This window comes from Streptomyces kryoterrae (assembly GCF_054072135.1).
The window spans coordinates 5,524,209-5,545,729 of the sequence record NZ_CM133358.1 but is presented as its reverse complement, the minus strand read 5'-3'; the positions used below and the strand labels follow the sequence as shown (position 1 = coordinate 5,545,729).

The following is a 21,521-nucleotide window of genomic DNA, read 5'->3' as shown; positions in this document are numbered from 1 at the left end:
TTTGCAGCGCAACTATGCGCGGCCCGGACGTGGTCCGCAACACTGCCGGGTCCGTCACGCGCCCCCAATCCCCTTACTATGTCCGACTTTCACCCCTCCTCCGCCCGTGTCCCTGCAACAAGCTGACGGTGGTGGCGCGTTGCCCGTGGGGGCAGAGTGGAAGGCGCTTCCCAAGGGCGTAACGGGGCCGCCGCGAGGCGGGAACGGGGGAACGCCCGAAGCGGCCCCGGCAGGACGTCCACCGTCCGGCCGGGGCCTTCGGCCTGCCCGGCGCCGGGTGGAGCAACCGGAGTGAAAGCGCGTACCGCGGCTTTCGCGTGAGCTGGCGGAAACCGCTCGGAGATCGTCCCGTTACGTCCCACCCCTACCTTCAGGCCATGGCGGACATATTTGACGCGTACGCGTTGGCCGACGCGTGGGACGAGATGTTTGTGCGGCCGGGTGAGGTCAGGACCGCCTATGAGCCGGTACTGGCGGCACTCCAGCCCATTGAGCCGACCGAGCTGCGCTTCCGGGCCGACCAGATGGCCCGGGCGTTCACCGACCGCGGGGTGACCTACGCCTTCGCGGGTGAGGAACGGCCCTGGCCGCTGGACCTCGTACCGAGGATCCTCGACGCGCTGGAGTGGGATCTCATCCAGCGCGGGGTCGCCCAGCGGGTGCGGGCCCTGGAGGCCTATCTCGCGGACGCCTACGGGCCCTGCCGGGCCTTCGAGGACGGCGTCGTGCCGTGGCGGCTGCTGCTCAGCTCGCCGCACTTCCACCGGGCCGCCCAGGGCATCGAGCCGCCGGGCGGGGTACGCATCCATGTCGCCGGCATCGACCTCGTCCGGGACGAGGCCGGGGACTTCCGGGTGCTGGAGGACAACGTCCGGGTGCCGTCCGGGGTGTCCTACGTCATCGAGAACCGGCGGGCGATGACCCGCGTCTTCCCGTCCCTCTTCGCCGAGCAGCACGTCGTCCCCGTCGACGGCTACGCGCAGCGCCTGCTGGCCGCGCTGCGCGCCGCCGCGCCCGACGGGGTCACCGATCCGCGGGTGGTGGTCCTGACCCCGGGGCCGAGCAACGCCGCCTACTTCGAACACGCCCTGCTGGCCCGGCTGATGGGCGTGCAGCTGGTCGTGGGGCACGATCTGGTGTGCCGTAAGAACCGGGTGTGGATGCGGACCACGCGCGGTGAGGTGCCCGTCCATGTCGTATACCGACGGATGGACGACGACTTCCTCGACCCGCTCCAGTTCCGGCCCGACTCGCTGATCGGCTGCCCGGGCATCCTGAGCGCCGCCCAGTCGGGCACCGTCACCCTCGCGAACGCGGTCGGCAACGGCGTCGCGGACGACAAGCTGCTCTACACCTACGTACCCGATCTGATCCAGTACTACCTCTCCGAAGAACCGATTCTTCCGAACGTGGAGTCGTTCCGCCCGGACGAGCCGGGCCAGCTGGAAGCCATTCTCGACCAGATCGACCAGCTGGTCATCAAGCCCGTCGACGGCGCCGGCGGCCAGGGCATCGTCATCGGGCCCAAGGCCGACCGGAAGACCCTGCAGGAGTGCCGGGCGGCGGTGGCCGCCGATCCCCGGGGCTGGATCGCGCAGCGCCCCGTCGCACTCTCCACCTCCCCGACCCTGGCCGGCGAGCGGATGGCGCCGCGCCACATCGACCTGCGGCCGTTCGCCGTGAACGACGGCAACGAGGTCTGGGTCCTGCCGGGCGGGCTGACCCGCGTCGCGCTCCAGGAGGGCAACCTCATCGTCAACTCCAGCCAGGGCGGCGGCTCCAAGGACACCTGGGTGCTCGCCGAGGGTCCCGCCGACACCCCGAGCCCCGTACCGCCGGCCGGCGGTACGCCCGAGGTCGCCCCACGCCAGCACGGACCCGACGGCAACCTCACCCTCGTACAGGAAGGGGCGCAGCAGTGAACGACGTGATCCTCTCCCGGATAGCCGAGGCCCTGACGTGGACGGGCCGTTACGTGGAGCGGGCCGACGCCACGAGCCGCATCCTGGACGCCTATCTGCACCGTCTGCTGGAGGACCCCTGGCGCGACGAGGACGCGGCCTGCCGCTCCCTCTACGCGATCCTCGGCGTCGACGCGGGCGGCCAGCCCGTGGACATGCAGCAGGTGTTGGACCAGCTCGCCTTCGACGCCCTCTCGACGTGCGCGATCGAGGGCGCGCTCGGAGCGGCCCGGCTCAACGCCAGAAGCGCCCGGGAAGCCGTCTCCTCGGAGATGTGGGAGTGCCTCAACTCCACCTGGCACGCCCTCGCCGACCAGCGGCTCGCGGCCAGACGCACCGGCCCGTACGCCTACCTGGAACTGGTACGACGCAGATCCGCCCTCTTCTTCGGACTCGCCGACTCGACCATGAGCCGCGACGACAGCTGGCGTTTCGTGGTGCTGGGGCGCAGCCTGGAGCGGGTGGACATGACCGTACGGCTGTTGTCGGTACGGGTGTTGGACGCCGCCCACGCCCCGGACTGGCCGACGCTGCTGAGCGCGAGCGGTGCGGACGAGGCGTACGCGCGTATCTACAGCGGTTTCGGGGACACTCCAAGAGTGGCCGAATTTCTGCTCCTGGACCGGGACTTCCCGCGCTCGGCGCTGCACGCGCTGACCACGGCGGAGGAGTGCCTCGCGGCCCTCGGCCGCCCGCGCCAGGACCCGGCCCGGCGCCCGATCGGCCGGCTGCGCACCCGCCTGGAGTATCTGGACTCGCAGGCCATGGAGGACCAGCTCCCGGTGCTGCTGCAGGACTTGCAGACCGCCTGTATGGCCTCGGCGGAGGCGGTCGCGGAGAAGTTCTTCCCGTACCAGGGGCCCGTGGAGTGGGCTCAGGAAGGAGCACGAGCAGTATGAACGGCAACGGGACGGACAGCATGACGAGCGGTGGGACAAGCGGCGGTACGAGCATCATGTCGACGAACGCGCCGATGACCCGCCGGCTCCGTATCCGGCACGTCACCCATGTCGCGTACGCGCAGGCCGTGATCTCCTCGCACAACGAGGTCCGGATGACCCCGCTGACGCTCCCCGGCCAGACGACGCTGGACGCCCGGGTCACCGTGAACCCGGCGACGTCGACCTGGTCGTACTGGGACTACTGGGGTACGCAGGTCACGGGTTTCGACCTGATGGATCCGCACGCCGACCTCACGATCACCGCCCAGAGCCTGGTGGAGACGGCCCCGCCGGGCCCCCTGGACCCCGCGCCGAGCTGGGCCGAGGTGGCCGACCGGACGGCCAACTCCCGGCTGCTGGAGTACGCGACGACGACGGGACGGACGACGGTGCCGCCCGAACTGGTGGCGCGGGCGCGGGAGGTGGCGGTGGGTCTCGACCCGCACGAGACGGCGACGGCGGTGTCGTCGCTGGTCGCGGACCGGGTGTCCTACCTGCCCGGTACGACGGGCGTGAACACGTCGGCGGCGGAGGCGTGGGAGCAGGGCGCGGGCGTCTGCCAGGACATCGCCCATGTGACGATCGCGCTGCTGCGGGGCCTCGGCCTGCCCACCCGCTATGTCTCCGGCTACCTCCACCCCGAGCGGGAGGCGGAGCTGCACCGCCCGGTGGAGGGCCAGTCCCACGCCTGGGTGGAGTACTGGGCGGGCGACTGGTGCGGCTACGACCCGACGAACCGGACGCGCGCCGACGAGTCCCATGTGGTGGTCGGCCGGGGACGCGACTACGACGACGTGACACCGCACAAGGGCGTGTACCGGGGGGTGGCCGGGGGGCCGCCGGAGGTGACGGTGGAGTTCACGCGGGTGGCCTGAAATGACCCGTCCGCAGGCGTGGCGCGCACCTCGGGGTGCGCGCCACGCCTGCGGACGGTGTGCGGCTACTTCAGCCCGAGGGCCTCGCAGTCGGCCTCGAACTTCGCGGTGCAGATGTCGGACACCTTGTAGATGCCGTCCTCGATGACCGTGCTCCTGATGTTGGCCTTCGTCAGGGCGACGACGCTCACCAGCTGGGAGGGGACGTTCTTGGTCGTGGGGCTGTCGACCTTGTCCCGGGTGAGGGCGTCGAACTGGATGTCGCGGCCCTGGATGCGGGCGACGGCCATCTCGGCCGCCGTCTGGGCCTCCTGCGGGTACGACTTGTAGACGCTCATGTACTGCTCGCCGGCGATGATCCGCTGCACGGCGGCCAGTTCGGCGTCCTGCCCGGTGATCGGCGGCAGCTTGGTGACACCCGCGGCCTCCAGGGCGTCGATGATGCCGCCCGCCATGCCGTCGTTGGCGGAGTAGACGCCGGCGATGTCGTCCGCGCCGATCGCGGCGATCGCCTTCGTCATGTTCGCCTCGGCGTTCTCCGGCTTCCAGTCCTTGGTGTCGAAGGACTCCGCGATCGTCACCTTGCCGTTCAGCTCGGAGAGGGCGCCCTCCTTGAACTGCGCGGCGTTCGGGTCGGTCACCGACCCGTTCATCATGACGATCTTCTGCGAGACGTTGTCCCCACCGCCGAGGGCCTCCAGGAGGGAACGTCCCTGCACCTCGCCGACGAGTTCGTTGTCGAAGGAGATGTACGCGTCGATGGGGCCTTCGGCCAGCCTGTCGTACGCGATGACCGGGATCCCGGCGTCCTTGGCCTTCTTGACCTCGCCGGCGATGGCGTGCGCGTCCACGGCGTCGAGGAGCAGGACGTCGACCTTGTCGTCGATCATCTGCTGCAACTGCCTGGCCTGCTTGGCGGAGTCCGCCCCGGCGTTGGCGTAGTCGACCTTGCCCTGGCCGCTGGTGAGCGACTCGACCTTGCTCTTGATGATCGGGTAGTCGAACTTCTCGTACCGGGTGTTCGCCGTCTCCGGAAGCAGCAGGCCCACCGTGATGTCGTTGCCCTTGGTGGGGGTCGCCTCAGCGGCCTGACCACTGGCGTCGAGTGCGCCGCAGCCCGCGGCAAGGGAGACCGTGACCACGGAGGCGGCCACGGCCGTGGCGGAACGACGCAAACGAGCCACGCGACTCATGTGAATCGGACGAGCCGGACGAGTCAGACGAAACATTCGGGTGCTCACTTCAGGTGCTTTTAGGACGTGGATGCAACAGTGCGGCCCATGTGTCTGAAAAGACAACGCGGGCGAGCCCGCACGCGTCAAGCGGAACTACTCATCCGGAGGGCAACATCACACTCCGTCGCCTACGTGAAGAAGTGGCGGAAGTCCGCACAAACAGCCTTCGCACACCCTCCCCAAGTGCCCGGACCGAGTGCGCGAAGACCTGTCCGGGACCCGTCCAGGCACCGTCCGAGATCGGTACAACCAAGCGCGTTGCTCACGAATCCTGATCATCGACGGCTGGATTTCGCCGTTCCCGAACGGACGCGATGGATGCGAAGGATGCGAAGGACCGAATGATCTCAGCCAGACGTACGAGGGTCACCGGGGCCGCGAGGAGCACCGCCGCGACCGCTGCCGTGCTCGCCACCGCCGGCGGACTGCTCACCGCGGTCGCCGCCGCCGCGACCGCCTCGGCGGCCACGGTCACGTGCGCCTCCCCCGCCTGCAAGCGCCAGTTCTTCGCGAACACCACCTTCTCCGGCACCCCGAAGAAGACGGACTGTGACACCACCATCGCCGAGAACTGGGGCGCGAAAGCCCCCGCCACCGGGCTCCCGAAGGACAACTTCGGCGTGCGGTGGACGGTGACGCGGGACTTCGGATCGGGCGGGCCGTTCGCCTTCACCGCCGCCCCGCAGGACGGCATCCGGGTGTACCTGGACGGCAAGGTCAAGGTAGACCTCACGATTCCGTCCGGCAAGCACACCCTGCGCGTCGACTACGCCGCCTGGACGGGCAACGCGAACGTCAACTTCGCCTACACACCCCGCACTTCGGCGAGCGTCGACAAGGTCAAGCCCCTCGCCCCGACGGGCCCCTCCGTCACGTACGACAAGGCGACGGGCAAGGCCAAGCTCACCTGGGCGAAGAACAAGGAGCTGGACCTCGCGGGCTATCGGATCTACCGCACCCTGAGCGGGAGTTCGTTCGGCCCCAAGCCCCTCGCGACGACCACCGCGACCGCCGCCACCACGTACACGGACTCCGTACTCCCGAAGACCGGTGGGGCGTACGCCTACGAGATACGCGCGTACGACAAGGCCGGCAACCAGTCGGCAGCCAGCGCAGACGTCACCGCGACGACCGTCGACGCCCGGACCCAGGCCACACATTCGGCGCTATGGCGCTGTGGCTCAACAAGCCCGCACACACGCGAAGGGGCTGGGAGGTTGCTCACCTCCCAGCCCCTTCGGCATGCCACGTGTCACGCGCCGCGTGTGCGCCTCAGTCCGACTGCTGCCGCTTCGGGCGCCAGACCACCAACGCACTGGTCTGCTGGACCTCCTGGTAAGGCACCAGATCCCGCCGGTACGAGGCGTGAACCGCCGCCTCCCGTTGCTGCATGGCAGCCGCCGCCCCGTCCAGCGCGGACTCCATCTCCGCCACCCGCGACTGCAGAGCAGCCACCTGGTTCTCCAGTTCGATGATCCGCTTGATGCCGGCCAGGTTGATGCCCTCGTCCTGCGACAGTGCCTGCACCGTACGGAGCAGGTCGATGTCGCGGGCCGAGTAGCGGCGGCCCCGGCCGGCGGTGCGGTCGGGGGAGACCAGGCCCAGGCGGTCGTACTGGCGCAGGGTCTGCGGGTGCAGGCCCGAGAGCTGGGCCGCCACCGAGATGACGTAGACCGGTGTCTCGTGGGTCAGTTCATACGGATTGCGTCGACGACCGTCCATCTCGGTCAAGCTCCCTTCGCTGCCTCGAACAGCTCCGCCCGCGGATCCTCGTCCGCGGTCGCCTCGCGATACGCCTCCAGTGCGTCACGAGCCTTCCCCGTCAGCTCCGTCGGGACACTCACCTCGACGGTGACCAGCAGATCGCCCCGGGTGCCGTCCTTGCGGACCGCGCCCTTGCCCCGCGCGCGCATCGTGCGCCCGTTGGGCGTGCCCGGGGGCAGCTTCAGGGTGACCGGCGGGCCGCTCAGGGTCGGGACCCTGACCTCGCCGCCGAGTGCCGCCTCGACGAACGTCACCGGCACCGTCACCGTGAGGTTGTCCTCCCTGCGGCCGAAGACCGGGTGGGCGTCGACATGGACGGTGACGTACAGGTCGCCCGCCGGGCCGCCGCGCTCGCCCGGCGCTCCCTTGCCGCGCAGGCGGATGCGCTGGTTGTCCGCCACGCCCGCCGGGATACGCACCTGCATCGTCCGGGAGGACTTGGCGCGCCCGGAGCCGCTGCACACCAGGCAGGCGTGCTCCGCGATCAGACCCCGGCCCTTGCAGTCCGGGCAGGGGTCGGTCAGGGAGAAACCGCCGCCCGAACCGCGCGCCACCTGGCCGGTCCCGACACACGTCGGGCACACGCGCGGCGTGCCGTTCTTGTCGCCGGTGCCCGAGCACGCCTTGCACGGTGACTGGGACGTCATGCGCAACGGGACCGTCGCGCCGTCCACCGCCTCCGTGAAGCTCAGCGTGACCTCGGTGTCGATGTCCTGGCCGCGCCTGGGCTGCGTACGAGTGGTGCCGCCGCTCCGGTTGAACAGGCCGCCGAAGACATCTCCGATGCCGCCGCCGAAGCCGCCCGCACCGGAGCCGGACCCGGCCCCGCCCGGGGCGCCACCGCCGAAGAGGTCACCCAGGTCGAAGTTGAAGGAGCCGCCGCCCGCGCCCGGGCCCGGGCGGAAGCCGCCGTTGCCGAAGAGGGCGCGGGCCTCGTCGTATTCCTTGCGCTTCTTGGGGTCGCCGAGGATGTCGTTCGCCTCGGAGATCTCCTTGAAGCGCTCCTCGGCCTTGGCGTTGCCCTTGTTGGCGTCCGGGTGGAACTCGCGGGCGAGTTTCCGGTACGCCTTCTTGATCTCGGCCTCGGTGGCGTCCTTGGGGACGCCGAGGACCTTGTAGAAGTCCTTCTCGATGAAGTCCTTGGTGCTCATCCCCGACGTCCCTCCCTTCCTGCGTCAATGCTCACGTCAGCCCTCTTCCGGGCCACCGCTCTCCTTGCCGTCCGCCGTGTCGCCCGACTCCGTGCCGGCCTGCGCCCCGGGCTGGGGCTCGGCCACCGCGACCCTCGCGGGACGCAGGTTGCGCTCGCCGAACTTGTAGCCCGGCTGCAGGATCGCCACGCAGGTCGTCTCGGTGACGTCCGGCGCGTACGAGTGCATCAGGGCCTCGTGGATCATCGGGTCGAAGGGCTCGCCCTCCTTGCCGAACTGCTGCAGGCCCATCTTCGCGGCGACGGTCTCCAGCGACTCGGCGACGGACTTGAACCCGCCGACCAGTTCGCCGTGTTCCCTCGCGCGACCGATGTCGTCGAGCACGGGCAGGAGTTCGGTCAGGAGGCTCGCGATGGCGATCTCCTTGACCACGACCCGGTCCCGGTCGACCCGGCGGCGGTAGTTCTGATACTCGGCCTGGAGCCGCTGGAGATCCGCCGTGCGCTCTCCGAGCGCCGTACGTACCTGGTCCAGCTGGGCCGTCAGGCCGGCGACCTGTGCTGCTGCTGCGTCCCCGGCCGGGGCCGCCCCCTCCGAAGAGGGGGCGGCCTTCGGCTCGGCGTCGTCGGGGGTGGCGCCGGAAGGGACGTCGGGCTTCTCGTCGAAGCCCGGAGTCTCCTCCGTCACGCGACACCGTCCTTGCGCTCGTCGTCGACGATCTCGGCATCCACCACGTCGTCGTCGGCCTTCGGGGCCTCGGCGCCGGGCACGTCGTCACCGGCGGCCTGCGCCGCGGCGGCGTCGGCGTACATCGCCTGGCCGAGCTTCTGCGAGACGGCCGCGACCTTCTCGGTCGCCGTACGGATCTCCGCCGTCTCCTCGCCCTTGAGCGCGGCCTTCAGCTCCTCGATCGAGGCCTCGACCTCGATCTTGATGTCGCCGGGGACCTTGTCCTCGTTGTCCTTGAGGAACTTCTCCGTCTGGTAGACGAGCTGCTCGCCCTGGTTGCGGCTCTCGGCGGCCTCGCGGCGACGGTGGTCCTCGTCCGCGTACTGCTCGGCCTCCTGGCGCATGCGGTCGACCTCGTCCTTCGGCAGCGAGGAGCCACCGGTGACGGTCATCTTCTGTTCCTTGCCCGTGCCGAGGTCCTTGGCCGTGACGTGCATGATGCCGTTGGCGTCGATGTCGAAGGCGACCTCGATCTGCGGCACGCCGCGCGGCGCCGGCGGCAGGCCGGTCAGCTCGAACATCCCGAGCTTCTTGTTGTACGCCGCGATCTCGCGCTCGCCCTGGTAGACCTGGATCTGGACGGACGGCTGGTTGTCCTCGGCCGTCGTGAAGATCTCGGAACGCTTGGTCGGGATCGTGGTGTTGCGCTCGATGAGCTTCGTCATGATCCCTCCCTTGGTCTCGATACCGAGGGACAGCGGCGTCACGTCGAGGAGCAGGACGTCCTTGACCTCGCCCTTGAGGACACCGGCCTGGAGCGCGGCGCCGATGGCGACGACCTCGTCCGGGTTCACGCCCTTGTTGGCGTCCTGACCGCCGGTCAGCTCCTTGACGAGCTCGGCGACGGCGGGCATACGGGTGGAGCCACCGACGAGAACGACGTGGTCGATCTCGGAGAGGTTGATCCCCGCGTCCTTGATGACGTTGTGGAACGGCGTCTTGCAGCGCTCCAGCAGGTCGGCCGTCAGCTGCTGGAACTGGGCGCGCGTGAGCTTCTCGTCCAGGTGCAGCGGGCCCTCGGCGGACGCCGTGATGTAGGGCAGGTTGATCGAGGTCTCGGTGGACGAGGACAGCTCGATCTTGGCCTTCTCGGCGGCCTCGCGCAGACGCTGGAGGGCCATCTTGTCCTTGCCCAGGTCCACGCCGTGCCCGGCGCGGAACTGCTGGACCAGGTAGTCCATGACGCGCTGGTCCCAGTCGTCACCACCGAGGTGGTTGTCACCGTTGGTGGCCTTCACCTCGACGACGCCGTCACCGATCTCCAGGAGGGACACGTCGAAGGTGCCGCCACCGAGGTCGAAGACGAGGATCGTCTGGTCGTCCTTGTCGAGGCCGTACGCCAGAGCGGCGGCCGTCGGCTCGTTCACGATGCGCAGGACGTTCAGGCCCGCGATCTCGCCGGCCTCCTTCGTCGCCTGACGCTCGGAGTCGTTGAAGTAGGCCGGGACGGTGATGACCGCGTCCGCGACCTTCTCGCCCAGGTAGGCCTCGGCGTCGCGCTTCAGCTTCTGCAGGATGAAGGCGCTCATCTGCTGCGGGTTGAAGCTCTTCCCGTCGAGTTCGATCTTCCAGTCGGTGCCCATGTGGCGCTTGACCGACCGGATGGTCCTGTCGACGTTCGTGACCGCCTGGCGCTTGGCGACCTCGCCGACCAGCACCTCACCGTTCTTCGCGAAGGCGACGACGGACGGCGTGGTCCTGGCACCCTCGGCGTTGGTGATGACGGTGGGCTCGCCGCCCTCCAGAACGCTGACGACGGAGTTAGTCGTGCCCAGGTCGATGCCGACCGCACGTGCCATGTCAATTCCTCCAACAGCAATGACTTGAGTGGAACAGGCTCAAGTGTGCATCACTCCCGTCGCGCGGTCAACAGAGCTGAGTCGACCACACTCAACTCTTATCCGTTCCTTACGCGCAATGCCGCCCTGACCTGCGCCGACTGTGCGGCCGGAGGCCGCCGGAGCCCGTACACGGGAACTCTCAGCAGCCCCAGTACGACCATCCCGGCCACCCCCGCCACCCACCACAGCCCCGATTCCCCGGCCCACCCGCCGTGCGCGAGCACCCCCACCAGGACCGCCCCGAAGGCACCCGCGCCGAGCAGGACGGCCGCCCCGCGCGCGGTGAGCCCCAGCCGCCGCAGCCGGTGCGCGAGATGGTCGGGCCCGCCGCGGGACAGCGGCCGTCCGGCCATCCGGCGCGACACGACCACCAGCACCACATCCGCTCCGGCCACGGCGGTGAGCGCGAACAGCACCCCCGCACTGGACGCCAGTTCGTGCCCGGTCCGTACGACCACCGCCGCCGAGGCCAGCACGAACCCCGTGAACAGGGATCCGCACGCACCGAGGGCGATCCGCGCGGGATGCCAGTTGTGCATGAGGAACCCGGTGAGCGCGGCGGCCAGCACGCTCAGCAGCACGGCGAGCCCGTCGAGCACCTCGACGGCCGAGCACGCGGCCACCCCGAAGGCGGTCAGCACCCCGACGGTCCCCACCAGCCCGTCGGCGTGGTCCAGGGCCCGGAAGGCGACGGCCACGAACACGATCCAGACAAGGGCGAGCAGCCCGACCCCGAACCCCAGCTCCCCGTACGGCACCACGAACGCGGCGGCCACGGCCGTACCGACGACAAGGAACCGCACCTTCACCCGCCGCACGTCGGCCACCAGCCCGAGTGCGCCGACGCCCGCACCGGCGACGAGCAGTTCACCGACCCCGTCCCCCAGGGGGGCGTACCCGGTCCACTCCCCCGCTCCCGCGACCAGCCCCGTCGCGAGCACGACGGCGAGCCCGCCGAGCAGTGGCAGGGGGCGCGCCCGGCGCCGGTCGAGCACGCCGAGGCGCAGGGCGAGTGTCCGCAGGAGGGCGGCTAGGACGGCGGCGAGGAGAAGGGCGGCGATGGCGGCGAGGATCCCGTAGAGCACGGGCTCACGGTAGGCGGAAACGTAACAATTCTGTACGAATAACACGACTTAACATCGTCTGATCCGATCGGCTTCGATCTACGACTCAGGTAAGCCTGAGCGATCCAGATCACTCCGCCCCTGACTACAGTGCGGGCCAAGATGTTGGGTAGTCTCTGACAGACTGCCTAAGTTACCGCTTAGTAATACTCCCCCACTCGCCGTCAGTCATTACGCGCGCAGGCTTGAGGAGCCCGACATGCAACTCGCCGCGATCATCGTGTCGCTCGTCCTGACCGTGATCGGCGTCGCGCTGCTCGCACGCGCCATCGGTCAGTTCGTCCGGTACTTCAAACTCGGCCAGCCGGTCCCGGCCGGTCTGCGGACGGACAACCCGTACCAGCGCAGTGTGACGCTGGTGAAGGAGTTCCTCGGCCACACGCGCATGAACCGGTGGGGCATCGTCGGCTTCGCCCACTGGTTCGTGGCGGTCGGCTTCCTGACGCTGCCGCCGACCCTCGCCCAGGCCTTCGGCCAGCTCTTCTCGGCCGACTGGACACTGCCGGTCATCGGCGGCTTCCTGCCGTTCGAGATGTACATCGAGTTCATCGGCGTGATGACGGTCCTCGGCATCGCCGTGCTGATCGTGATCCGCCTGCTGAACCTGCCCTCGCGCCCCGGCCGCAAGTCCCGCTTCGCGGGCTCCAAGGCGGGCCAGGCGTACTTCGTCGAGTACGTCATCCTCACCATCGGCCTCGCCATCTACGTACTGCGCGGCCTCGAGGGCGCGATCCACCACGTCGAGCACTACGAGGCCGGGTACTTCGCCTCGTACCCGCTGGTCCTGGCCTTCAAGGGCCTGAGCACGGCGACGCTCCAGAACCTGGTCTACCTCACCGCGACGGTGAAGATCGGCACCTCGTTCGTCTGGATGATCGTCGTCTCGCTGAACACCAACATGGGCGTCGCCTGGCACCGCTTCCTCGCCTTCCCGAACATCTGGTTCAAGCGCGAGTCGACCGGCGCCACCGCCCTGGGCGCCCTCCAGCCGATGACGTCCGGCGGCGAGCCGATCGACTTCACCGACCCCGGCGAGGACGACGTCTTCGGCGTCAGCCAGGTCGAACAGTTCTCCTGGAAGGGCCTGCTCGACTTCTCCACGTGTACGGAGTGCGGTCGCTGCCAGTCGCAGTGCCCGGCCTGGAACACCGGCAAGCCCCTCTCCCCCAAGCTGCTGATCATGTCCCTGCGGGACCACGCCCACGCCAAGGCCCCCTACCTGCTGGCGGGCGGCGGCAAGACGGCGGAGGGCGAGGAGAAGGCGAGCGCGGAGCAGCTGGCGGGCGTTCCGGCCGCCGCCCTCGCCGAGGCCGAACGACCCCTCATCGGCACCGCCGAGGAGAACGGCGTCATCGACCCGGACGTCCTGTGGTCCTGCACGACCTGCGGCGCCTGCGTGGAGCAGTGCCCGGTGGACATCGAGCACGTCGACCACATCGTCGACATGCGCCGCTACCAGGTGATGATCGAGAGCGCCTTCCCCTCCGAGGCGGGCACGATGCTCAAGAACCTGGAGAAGAAGGGCAACCCCTGGGGCCTGGCGAAGAAGCAGCGCCTGGAGTGGCTCAAGGAGCTCGACTTCGAGGTGCCGGTCGTCGGCCAGGACATCGAGGACCTCACCGAGGTCGAGTACCTGTACTGGGTCGGCTGCGCGGGCGCACTGGAAGACCGCGCCAAGAAGACGACGAAGGCGTTCGCCGAGCTCCTCCACATCGCGGGCGTCAAGTTCGCGATCATGGGCGGCGACGAGAAGTGCACCGGCGACTCAGCCCGCCGTCTCGGCAACGAGCCCCTGTTCCAGGAGCTCGGCATGGAGAACGTCATGGCGCTGAACATGGCGTTCGGCGAGGAACTGGACGACGACGGCAAGGTCGTGGCGGAGTCCGCGAAGCCGAAGTCGGCCAAGAAGATCGTCGCGACCTGCCCGCACTGCCTGAACACCATCGGCAACGAGTACCCGCAGCTCGGCGGCGACTACGAGGTCGTCCACCACACCCAGCTGCTCCAGCACCTCATCGACGACGGCAAGCTGCTCCCGGTCACCCCCGTCGAAGGCCTCATCACCTACCACGACCCCTGCTACCTGGGCCGCCACAACAAGATCTACACGCCCCCGCGCGAGATCATGTCGGCCGTCCCGGGCCTGCGCCAGCAGGAGATGCACCGCCACAAGGAACGCGGCTTCTGCTGCGGCGCGGGCGGCGCGCGGATGTGGATGGAGGAGCGGATCGGCAAGCGCATCAACAACGAGCGCGTCGACGAGGCCCTGTCCCTGAACCCGGACATCGTGTCGACGGCCTGCCCGTTCTGCCTCGTCATGCTGACCGACTCGGTCAACGGCAAGAAGAACGACGGCAAGGCGAAGGAGTCCATCACGGTGGTGGACGTCGCCCAGCTGCTCCTGGAGTCCGTGAAGACCCCGGCCGACGACGAGCCCCCGACGGGCGAGCCGGAGCCGGAGAACGCGCCGGAGCCGCAGCCGGTGAAGTAAAACCACAGGCCTGGAACAGGTCCGAACGGGGTCGGCGCCCATGGCGTCGGCCCCGTTTTCGGTTCGCCGAACTCCCGTACAACCATTGCCACTTGTCGCGTGTCTCCTGATCGCCCGCCTTCCTGGTGATTGCCGCGTCCTTGGAGACCCCATTGCTTCCCAGAACCTCCGCCCGCGCCACCCTCCTGGCCACCGCCGTCCTCGCCGCCACCGTGAGTCCCGTGGCCCTCGGCGCCCCGGCGTCGGCCGCTGCGGCGAAGCACGTGGACGACTTCAACGGTGACGGTTACCGCGATCTGCTCCTCGGGGACCGGACCGCCACCGTGGCCGGGAAGAAGAACGCGGGCGCCGTCGTCGTCATCTGGGGCTCGGCGGCCGGGCTGAACCCCGCCAAACGCTCGGTGATCACACAGAACAGCCCCGGCATCGACGGCGTGGCCGAGACGAACGACGGCTTCGGCGCGAAGGTCACCTCGGCCGACCTCAACAAGGACGGCTACGCGGACATCGTCGCCACCTCCCCCGGTGAGCTGTACGCCGACCGACACGGCACGTTCACCGTCCTGTGGGGCTCCAGGTCGGGCCTGACCAAGGGCAGTACGTACGCGTCCCCGGGCAGCAAGAAGGAGATCTTCGGCCTGGACGTCGCCATCGGCGACTTCAACGCCGACGGCCACCTGGACATCGTGTCCGTGGACGGCGAGTTCGTCTGGTTCCTGCGCGGCCCGTTCACCAAGACCGGCGGACGCGGCCAGGCCACCAACCTCGACCCGCAGGACGGCGAGGACATCAAGGCGGAGATGGTGGTGGCCGGCAAGGTCACCAAGGACGGCACCGCCGACTTCGCACTCATCGGGTACGACGTGGACACCAACAGCAACCGCGTCTGGTTCTACAAGGGCGACAGGAACGGCCCCGCCAAGCCCTGGAAGAGGAGCCTGCCCGCCTCCTCCGACCTCACCGGATCGAGCGCCGTGATCGCCGACTTCGACCGCAACGGCTACGGCGACCTCGCGATCGGCGTCTCCCGCTCCGGCCGGGGCGGCGCGGTCCGCATCCTGCCCGGGACGGCCACCGGCCCCGCCGGCCGGCTCACCACCCTGACCCAGAACACCGCGGGTGTCCCCGGCAGCGTGGAGGACAACGACTTCTTCGGTTACGACGTCTCGGCCGCCGACACCAACGGCGACGGCTACCCCGACCTGGCCGTCGGCGCCCCCTACGAGGCGATCGGCGCCAGCGGCTGGGCCGACGGCTCCATCACCGTCCTGCGCGGTGGCTCCACCGGTCTCACCGGCAGGAACGCCCGCCAGTACGACCGCACCACCCCCGGCCTGCCCAACGTATCCCCGGAGAACGCCTGGCTCGGCGCCTCTCTCCTCCTGCGCGACTACAACGGCGACGGCCGCGCCGAGCTGATCGCCACGGCCGACGAGGGGGGCCGCCTCCACATGTTCCCCGGCACCTCGTCCGGCCCGACGGGCACGGGCTCTCTGACACTCACCGTCCCGCAACTGGGTCTGGGGGCACGGGCGTTCATGGGGGCGACGCTGGCGGACTGAGGACGCCCTCCGTCACCTACCACCAGGCACCCCCGTGGTGTGGTGTTCCGCACCGCCACCGGGGTGCCCTCGCATCTCGAACACGTGCATCATTACTGAGCTGAGTCGTTGTCAATGGGGCCAATGATCCGGACGAGGTGCGGGGTGCGGGTGCGGTTGCGCGTACGAAGAGGTGGTCGGGGTACGGCGGCCACCAGCGGGTTGGCGGCCCTCGGCGCCCTGGTGGCACTCACCGCCTGCGGCCCGCTGTCCGGCAACGACCGGGCAGCCGCCGGCCAGACCCCCGTCCAGGTCGCCAAGGCCCCCGCCCAACGCCCGATCCCGCAGGGCGACGGCAGCAAGGTCGCCGACGACTTCAACGGCGACGGTCACCGTGACCTGGTCCTCAACGACCTCGTCAAGGACCAGCTCCACACGGACGACGCCGGTATCGGCATCGTCTACGGCTCACCGGGCGGACTCGTCCCGGGCGCCCGGCAGTTGCTGAGCCCGACGCGTCAAGCAGCCCGTACGGAGGGCCAGTTGCCGGCGGTCTTCGACGCGGAGGCGAGCTGCGACCTCGACGGGGACGGCTTCACCGACCTGGTCGTCTCGACGGACCCGCCCTACGACGGCCAGGGCCGGCCCCCGGTGCCGCTCCAGCTCCTCTTCGGCTCCCCGGACGGCCTCACCGGCCGCGCGGTCGCCCTCACGATCCCCGCCCAGTCCCGCGCCGGCAACGACTGGCCCGACCAGCCGGTGTGCGGCGACTTCGACGGCGACGGCGCCCAGGACCTGGTCGTCCACGCCTCGGACGTCCAACTCAGCTATCTGCGGGGCCCGTTCACCCGCAAGGGCACCCCGAGCAGGGCCGGTGCGCCGATCGCCGCCCCCGGCAACGTCCCCACGGGCCCGGCGGCCGACGTGAACCATGACGGATACGACGACCTCGTCGTCCGTACGGCGGACGGCACCGCGAAGTCGGCGGTCGTCCTCGGCGGCCCGGACGGCCCCACGCGCACCGGGACGGTGCTGCCCGAGGGCATCGACGTCGCCCTCGGCCGCTTCGGCAAGGGGCGCAACCTGGACGCGGCGGTGGGCGGTGGGAGTCCTCCCGCGCGAGCGAAGTCGAGCGTGGGGGAGGGCGAAACGTCACTGCGCTACGACCTCCCCGACGCCACCGACGGCACCCTCGCCTCCCCCGGCTCGATGCTCGACACCGGCGACTTCGACGGCGACGGCCGCGACGAACTCGTCTCCAGCGGCTCGCGGTTGAGGATCTTCCGGGCACCGACAGCGGCGGCCGGGCTCTCGACGACGGGCCTGGTGACCGTCGCGCCACCCACCCGGGGCACGACCCGGGTCCTCACGGTCGGGGACTTCGACGGCGACGGCCGGGCGGACCTGGCGGTACGGACGTACCGGGGCGAGACCTGGGACGAGGTGGCCGTCTATCCCGGGGTGAAGAAGGGCCTGACGGCGGCGAAGCCGTCGGTGACGTTCTCCAGCTCGGAGTTCCTGTAACGGCCGACGGGCGCCTGCACGACGGCAAACCGCGACGACGCAGGGCCGGCCTGTACGTCCGCAGTCTCCGGGGCTCGCCGCGCCTGCTCGGCTCGGCGTCAGAAGCGGGATGCTTCCCCGATGCCCCCTAGGGGGAAGCCCGCAGGCCCCCTTAGTGGATGTAACAGCTGGGCAGCAAAGCCCGGCCCAAAAGCCCAGGCCCCACGCGTCACTCTCCGGGACCAGGTACGTTCGATGACGTGGCTGGATTCAGGATCGGACGCGGCGGCCGGGACAACCGGGCCCCGCAAGCGCGACCGCAACAACAACCGCGGCAGCAGCCGTACGGCCAGCAGCCCCCGCAGGGCGGCCCGTCGTACGGCTACCCGTCCGCGCCGCAGCAGCAGCCTTACGGCGGCTCGAACGGCGCCGGACGACCGTGGCCCCCACAGGCGACCGCCGGCGGCGGTTACGGCGCACACGGCTCGCCCGGCGGGCACGGTGAGCCGGAGTACTTCGGCGACGACAGACAGGGACACGGGCCCGGACACCCGAACGCCCCCGTGGACCCGTACGCGGCCAACAACCCTGGTCACACCCAGGCGTTCACGGTCGACGACGACCCGTACAACCAGGGCGGCACCTACCGCGCCGGCTCCGCCGCGGCCCCGCCGTCCGGTCCTCGGCTGCGCTGGAAGGACCTGCTGCGGGGCATCGTGACCTCCCCCGACCGCACGTTCCTCCAGATGCGCGACTACCAGGTCTGGGCGCCGGCCCTCGTCGTCACCTTCCTGTACGGCCTGATCGCCGTCTTCGGGTTCGACGACACCCGCGAGACCACGATCAACGCGACGCTCAGCAACGCGATCCCGATCGTGCTGACGACGGGCGTGGCGATGGTCCTGAGCGCCTTCGTGCTGGGCGTGGTCACCCACACCCTCGCCCGCCAGCTCGGCGGCGACGGCGCCTGGCAGCCGACGGTCGGCCTCTCCATGCTGATCATGTCCATCACGGACGCCCCCCGTCTCCTCGTCGCGATGTTCGTGGGCGGCGACGCCCCCTTCGTGCAGATCCTGGGCTGGGTGACCTGGGTCGCGGCAGGCGTCCTGCTGACCGTCATGGTCCGCCGCTCCCACGACCTCCCGTGGCCGAAGGCCCTGGGCGCGTCGGCGATCCAGCTGATCGCCCTGCTGTCGATCGTGAAGCTGGGGACGTTCTAGGGACGACCTGGACGCTCATGAGGGGAGGGCTCCCGGCCGCGCGCCGGGGGCCCCTCTCCTTTCATCGGCCCCTGCGCCCTCTTTGGTCAAATTAGCCCCAAGAGGTCTAGTCCACCCCGTACCTACCAGTGTTCACTGCGCCGCATGACGATTCCCCACAGCGTTCGGAGAGCGGGACGGACGATCACCCTCGTCTCCGCCGCCCTCGGCCTCGCCCTCGCGGCCGCCACCACGGCCGACGGGGCCGCCCCCACCGTCCCGCCGGAGTTCGGCACCGACTACCACGACCCGGTGACGGCCGCTCCGCCCCTCTCCACTCCCCACACCCGGTCCTGCGAAGTGACCGTCGCCCAGGCGAAGTTCAAGGACTTCACGCCCTACACCGGCACCTACACCCCGCCCACCGCCTGCGGCACGCCGGGCCGCTGGTCGAAGGTGGTCCTCCGCCTCGACGGCAGCGTCGCCGGCCGTCAGTACGACCGCCTCGGCTACCTCGACATCGGCGGCGTCCAGATGCTCCGCACCTCGACCCCCGAGCCGTCGCAGGACGGCATCGACTGGTCGGTGCAGAAGGACGTCACCCGGTACGAGAAGACGCTGAGCAACGCCCAGTCCGTGGACATGCTCATCGGCAACGTCGTCAACGACACCTACACCGGCGTCCTGGACGTCAAGGTCACCCTGACGTTCTACGCCCCCGAGCCCGCAACCCGGCCTGCCAAGGCCGGTGGCTCCGTCCCCGACCAGGTCATCCCGCTGAGCGACGGCAACAGCGTCACCACGGGCGCGAAGCTCACCACCCCGCGCAACTCCGAGCGCATCCTGGCCGAGGTGTACGCGACCGGCTCGGGCGGCGGCTGCGAGGAGTTCTGGTACTCGGCGGTCACCCCGTCGGCGTCGTACTCCTGCCAGGGCGCCGACGACGGCCCGTACCGCGAGGTCCAGGTCACGATCGACGGAAAGCTCGCCGGAATCGCCTCCCCCTACCCCAACATCTGGACGGGCGGCTGGTCCCCGTACCTGTGGAGCGTGATCCCCTCCCCCACCGCCTTCGACGTACGCCCCCTGGAGTTCGACCTCACCCCCTTCGCCGGCCTCCTGAACAACGGCAGGGCACACACGGTCGACGTGACCGTGGCAGGCGTCCCGGCGGGCCAGACCGGCTGGAGCGCGCCCACCAACATCCTGGTCTGGCAGGACGCCCACACATCGGTGGTGACAGGCGCCCTGACCTCGTACAAGGCGTCCGACCCGGCCGTCACGAACACGTACACGGACGGCTCCACACGCACCCTGGACACCACCGGCGGGCGCCGTTTCGAGGCCACCGGCTACCTGAACACCTCGCACGGCCGCGTGACGACGACGGTCGACCGGCGCCTGACCACGGCCATCACCCACACCTGGACCCCGGACGAGACCACCGACAACCAGCAGGGCCGCTGGACGGACGACCAGACGGTCCGCACGACCGGCGGCCGGCGCCCGGCGACGTCCCACACCAACCGGACGTACACCCTGGACGGCCGCTCCACCATCGACGCGGACAACCGCCTCCGCGTGATCATGTCCTTCGGCGACCACGCCCGCATCGACGGCGTCCGCCTGGACGACACGTACGACGGCGACGCGACCTTCACCCTCGGCGTGGCCCGCGACCAGCGCCACGCGATCGCGACGACCACCGAGCACTACCGCCTGCGCGGCCCGGGCCTGTGCTACGACCACACGCTGGGCACGGAGCAGGGGGTGCTGACGAAGGACGGTCGGGGCTGCTAGCGAGCCACGAGAGACATAGGGAGGCCCTCGTACTCGTCGTACGAGGGCCTCCCTATGTCTCACCCAGCTCTCAGTGGACGTTAAGTCCGTTTCTGGTAGCGGCCTCGTCCGGGTTGGGTGAGGAAGCCTTGTCGGGTGAGGCGTCCGAGGCGGCTGCGGGTGATGTTGACGGATGCCTCGTCGGCGGGCATGCCGAGGTGTTCGTGCAGCTCACGGGCTCGGAACTCCCGGTCGGGATGCTGGTTGAAGGTGTTCACGATGGCCTGGTAGGCGGTGTTCGTCTCGGGCGGTGCGGGTTGGCCTGAAGCTGGTGCGAGTTCGGCGATGACCTTCCGGGTGGTGACCAGGTTCGCGAGTCGCGCTTCGGTCTCGGTCAGGGCGGCGGTCAAGTGCTGGATCTGGTCACGCAGTTCGTCGGCACGGGCTGCGGTCTTGTCGTGCTGGGACTGGAGGTCGGCCAGGAGCTCGATGACGTTCACGCGGCCAGTCCGAGGATGTCGCGCCAGGCCGGACTCGGTGTGGTGAGGCGGCGGGTCATGTTCGCGATCGAGGCCCAGTAGACGCGCGAGGCGGACGTGTCAGGCCGATGATCGTACTCGCGGGCCAGTCTGCGGTGCAGCATCAACGTGCCGTTGACCTGCTCCACGATCCACCTCTTCGGTTGCGGGACGAAGCCTTTGCCCTGGTCGGCCGGGTTGCGGCGGACGACTTCGACGGTGATGTCCAACAGTGCGCCGTGGATGAGGACTTCGTCCTTGAAGCCCTGGTCCACCAGAGCCTTCTCCAGGCGCATCCCGCACCGCTCGGCGGCCTGGTCGAGCAGGGCGGTGCCGGCCGTGTTGTCGTGGGCGGATGCGGCCAGCACGACGACGCCGATGATCAGCCCCAGAACGTCGACGGCCAGTCCCCGCTTGCGGCCCGACACCTTCTTGTTGGCGTCCAGTCCCGTCGTGGTCTTCGGGACACCCGCGGCCGCCCGCACGGACTGGGTGTCGAGGATCATGAGGGACGGGTCCTCTAATCGCCGGGCTTTCTCCCGTACCTGGCAGCGCAGGAGTTCCTGGATTCGCTGGTCAAGGCCGTCCTGGCGCCAGAGGCCGAAGTAGTAGAACACCGCCGACCAGGAAGGCAGATCATGCGGCAGGTAGCGCCACTGGCAGCCCGTCCGGTTCTGGTAGAAGATCGCGTTCACGACCTCCCGCAGATCGCAGGATCCGGGATCTCCGGTCGCTGACCGTGCCACCCGGTCCTGTTTCCAGGCCGTGATCATCGGCTCGATCAACGCCCACTGCTCGTCCGTTAAGTCGCTGGGGTACGGCTCTCGCTCCATGCCCGCATCTCAGCATGCACATGACCAACAGATGGC

16 protein-coding genes and 1 pseudogene are annotated in these 21,521 nt (G+C 69.7%); 9 read left to right on the top strand and 8 right to left on the bottom strand.

What is annotated here, in order from left to right; translation table 11 throughout:
- The first annotated feature begins 377 nt into the window (after window positions 1–377).
- The 3 genes from ACW4TU_RS24365 to ACW4TU_RS24355 all read left to right on the top strand — a co-directional run bounded on the left by ACW4TU_RS24365 (window position 378) and on the right by ACW4TU_RS24355 (window position 3,777).
- Window positions 378–1,922: a circularly permuted type 2 ATP-grasp protein gene (locus ACW4TU_RS24365; protein WP_457416899.1), complete on the top strand. Its 1,545-nt coding sequence runs from the start codon at window positions 378–380 to the stop codon at window positions 1,920–1,922.
- Window positions 1,919–2,860 (top strand): alpha-E domain-containing protein, encoded by a 942-nt coding sequence (locus ACW4TU_RS24360; RefSeq protein WP_457416898.1) that lies wholly within the window; start codon window positions 1,919–1,921, stop codon window positions 2,858–2,860. Before ACW4TU_RS24365 ends, ACW4TU_RS24360 begins: the two co-directional genes overlap by 4 nt.
- A gap of 74 nt (window positions 2,861–2,934) precedes the next feature.
- Window positions 2,935–3,777: a transglutaminase family protein gene (locus ACW4TU_RS24355; RefSeq protein ID WP_457430278.1), complete on the top strand. Its 843-nt coding sequence runs from the start codon at window positions 2,935–2,937 to the stop codon at window positions 3,775–3,777.
- Between the two features lie 65 nt (window positions 3,778–3,842).
- Here the strand turns inward: ACW4TU_RS24355 and ACW4TU_RS24350 are convergent, their stop codons facing one another.
- The gene (locus tag ACW4TU_RS24350; RefSeq protein WP_457416897.1) at window positions 3,843–4,970 is read right to left on the bottom strand and encodes a sugar ABC transporter substrate-binding protein; all 1,128 of its coding nucleotides are present in this window, start codon (window positions 4,968–4,970) and stop codon (window positions 3,843–3,845) included.
- Between the two features lie 383 nt (window positions 4,971–5,353).
- On the opposite strand from ACW4TU_RS24350, the pseudogene ACW4TU_RS24345 reads away from it, so the two are divergent.
- Window positions 5,354–6,166: pseudogene (locus ACW4TU_RS24345) on the top strand (PA14 domain-containing protein); the annotation flags it as partial.
- Window positions 6,167–6,284: 118 nt separating this feature from the next.
- Here the strand turns inward: ACW4TU_RS24345 and ACW4TU_RS24340 are convergent.
- The 5 genes from ACW4TU_RS24340 to ACW4TU_RS24320 form a co-directional block, all read right to left on the bottom strand.
- Complete coding sequence (locus ACW4TU_RS24340; protein ID WP_457416896.1) at window positions 6,285–6,734, bottom strand: heat shock protein transcriptional repressor HspR; 450 nt, start codon at window positions 6,732–6,734, stop codon at window positions 6,285–6,287.
- A 5-nt stretch (window positions 6,735–6,739) separates the two neighbouring features.
- The gene (gene dnaJ, locus ACW4TU_RS24335) at window positions 6,740–7,927 is read right to left on the bottom strand and encodes a molecular chaperone DnaJ (RefSeq protein ID WP_457416895.1); all 1,188 of its coding nucleotides are present in this window, start codon (window positions 7,925–7,927) and stop codon (window positions 6,740–6,742) included.
- Window positions 7,928–7,963: 36 nt separating this feature from the next.
- Window positions 7,964–8,614, bottom strand: coding sequence for a nucleotide exchange factor GrpE (grpE, locus tag ACW4TU_RS24330; protein WP_457416894.1), 651 nt, complete (start codon window positions 8,612–8,614; stop codon window positions 7,964–7,966).
- Entirely contained in the window at window positions 8,611–10,455 is a 1,845-nt protein-coding gene (gene dnaK, locus ACW4TU_RS24325; RefSeq protein WP_457416893.1) for a molecular chaperone DnaK, read from the bottom strand. The genes grpE and dnaK overlap by 4 nt, the downstream gene beginning before the upstream one ends.
- Window positions 10,456–10,553: 98 nt before the next feature.
- On the bottom strand, window positions 10,554–11,582 hold the full coding sequence (locus ACW4TU_RS24320) for an MraY family glycosyltransferase (RefSeq protein WP_457416892.1): 1,029 nt from the start codon (window positions 11,580–11,582) through the stop codon (window positions 10,554–10,556).
- Between the two features lie 238 nt (window positions 11,583–11,820).
- Here ACW4TU_RS24320 and ACW4TU_RS24315 point away from each other — a divergent pair, with 238 nt between their 5' ends.
- The 5 genes from ACW4TU_RS24315 (at window position 11,821) to ACW4TU_RS24295 (ending at window position 20,155) form a co-directional block, all read left to right on the top strand.
- Window positions 11,821–14,112 carry a heterodisulfide reductase-related iron-sulfur binding cluster gene (locus tag ACW4TU_RS24315; protein ID WP_457416891.1) on the top strand — a complete coding sequence of 764 codons (2,292 nt, stop codon included), beginning with the start codon at window positions 11,821–11,823 and terminating at the stop codon, window positions 14,110–14,112.
- 152 nt (window positions 14,113–14,264) lie between these two features.
- The gene (locus tag ACW4TU_RS24310) at window positions 14,265–15,674 is read left to right on the top strand and encodes an FG-GAP and VCBS repeat-containing protein (protein ID WP_457416890.1); all 1,410 of its coding nucleotides are present in this window, start codon (window positions 14,265–14,267) and stop codon (window positions 15,672–15,674) included.
- A gap of 123 nt (window positions 15,675–15,797) precedes the next feature.
- The gene (locus tag ACW4TU_RS24305) at window positions 15,798–17,177 is read left to right on the top strand and encodes an FG-GAP repeat domain-containing protein (RefSeq protein WP_457416889.1); all 1,380 of its coding nucleotides are present in this window, start codon (window positions 15,798–15,800) and stop codon (window positions 17,175–17,177) included.
- Between the two features lie 239 nt (window positions 17,178–17,416).
- Window positions 17,417–18,376 carry a Yip1 family protein gene (locus ACW4TU_RS24300; RefSeq protein WP_457416888.1) on the top strand — a complete coding sequence of 320 codons (960 nt, stop codon included), beginning with the start codon at window positions 17,417–17,419 and terminating at the stop codon, window positions 18,374–18,376.
- A 144-nt stretch (window positions 18,377–18,520) separates the two neighbouring features.
- Window positions 18,521–20,155: a peptide-N4-asparagine amidase gene (locus tag ACW4TU_RS24295; RefSeq protein WP_457416886.1), complete on the top strand. Its 1,635-nt coding sequence runs from the start codon at window positions 18,521–18,523 to the stop codon at window positions 20,153–20,155.
- An 80-nt stretch (window positions 20,156–20,235) separates the two neighbouring features.
- On the opposite strand, the gene ACW4TU_RS24290 is transcribed toward ACW4TU_RS24295, so the two are convergent.
- A complete protein-coding gene (locus ACW4TU_RS24290) occupies window positions 20,236–20,634 on the bottom strand; it encodes a hypothetical protein (protein WP_457416884.1) in 399 nt (132 codons plus the stop codon).
- Window positions 20,631–21,485, bottom strand: a complete 855-nt coding sequence (locus ACW4TU_RS24285; protein ID WP_457416882.1) for an IS5 family transposase — start codon at window positions 21,483–21,485, stop codon at window positions 20,631–20,633. The genes ACW4TU_RS24290 and ACW4TU_RS24285 overlap by 4 nt, the downstream gene beginning before the upstream one ends.
- Window positions 21,486–21,521: the final 36 nt, after the last annotated feature.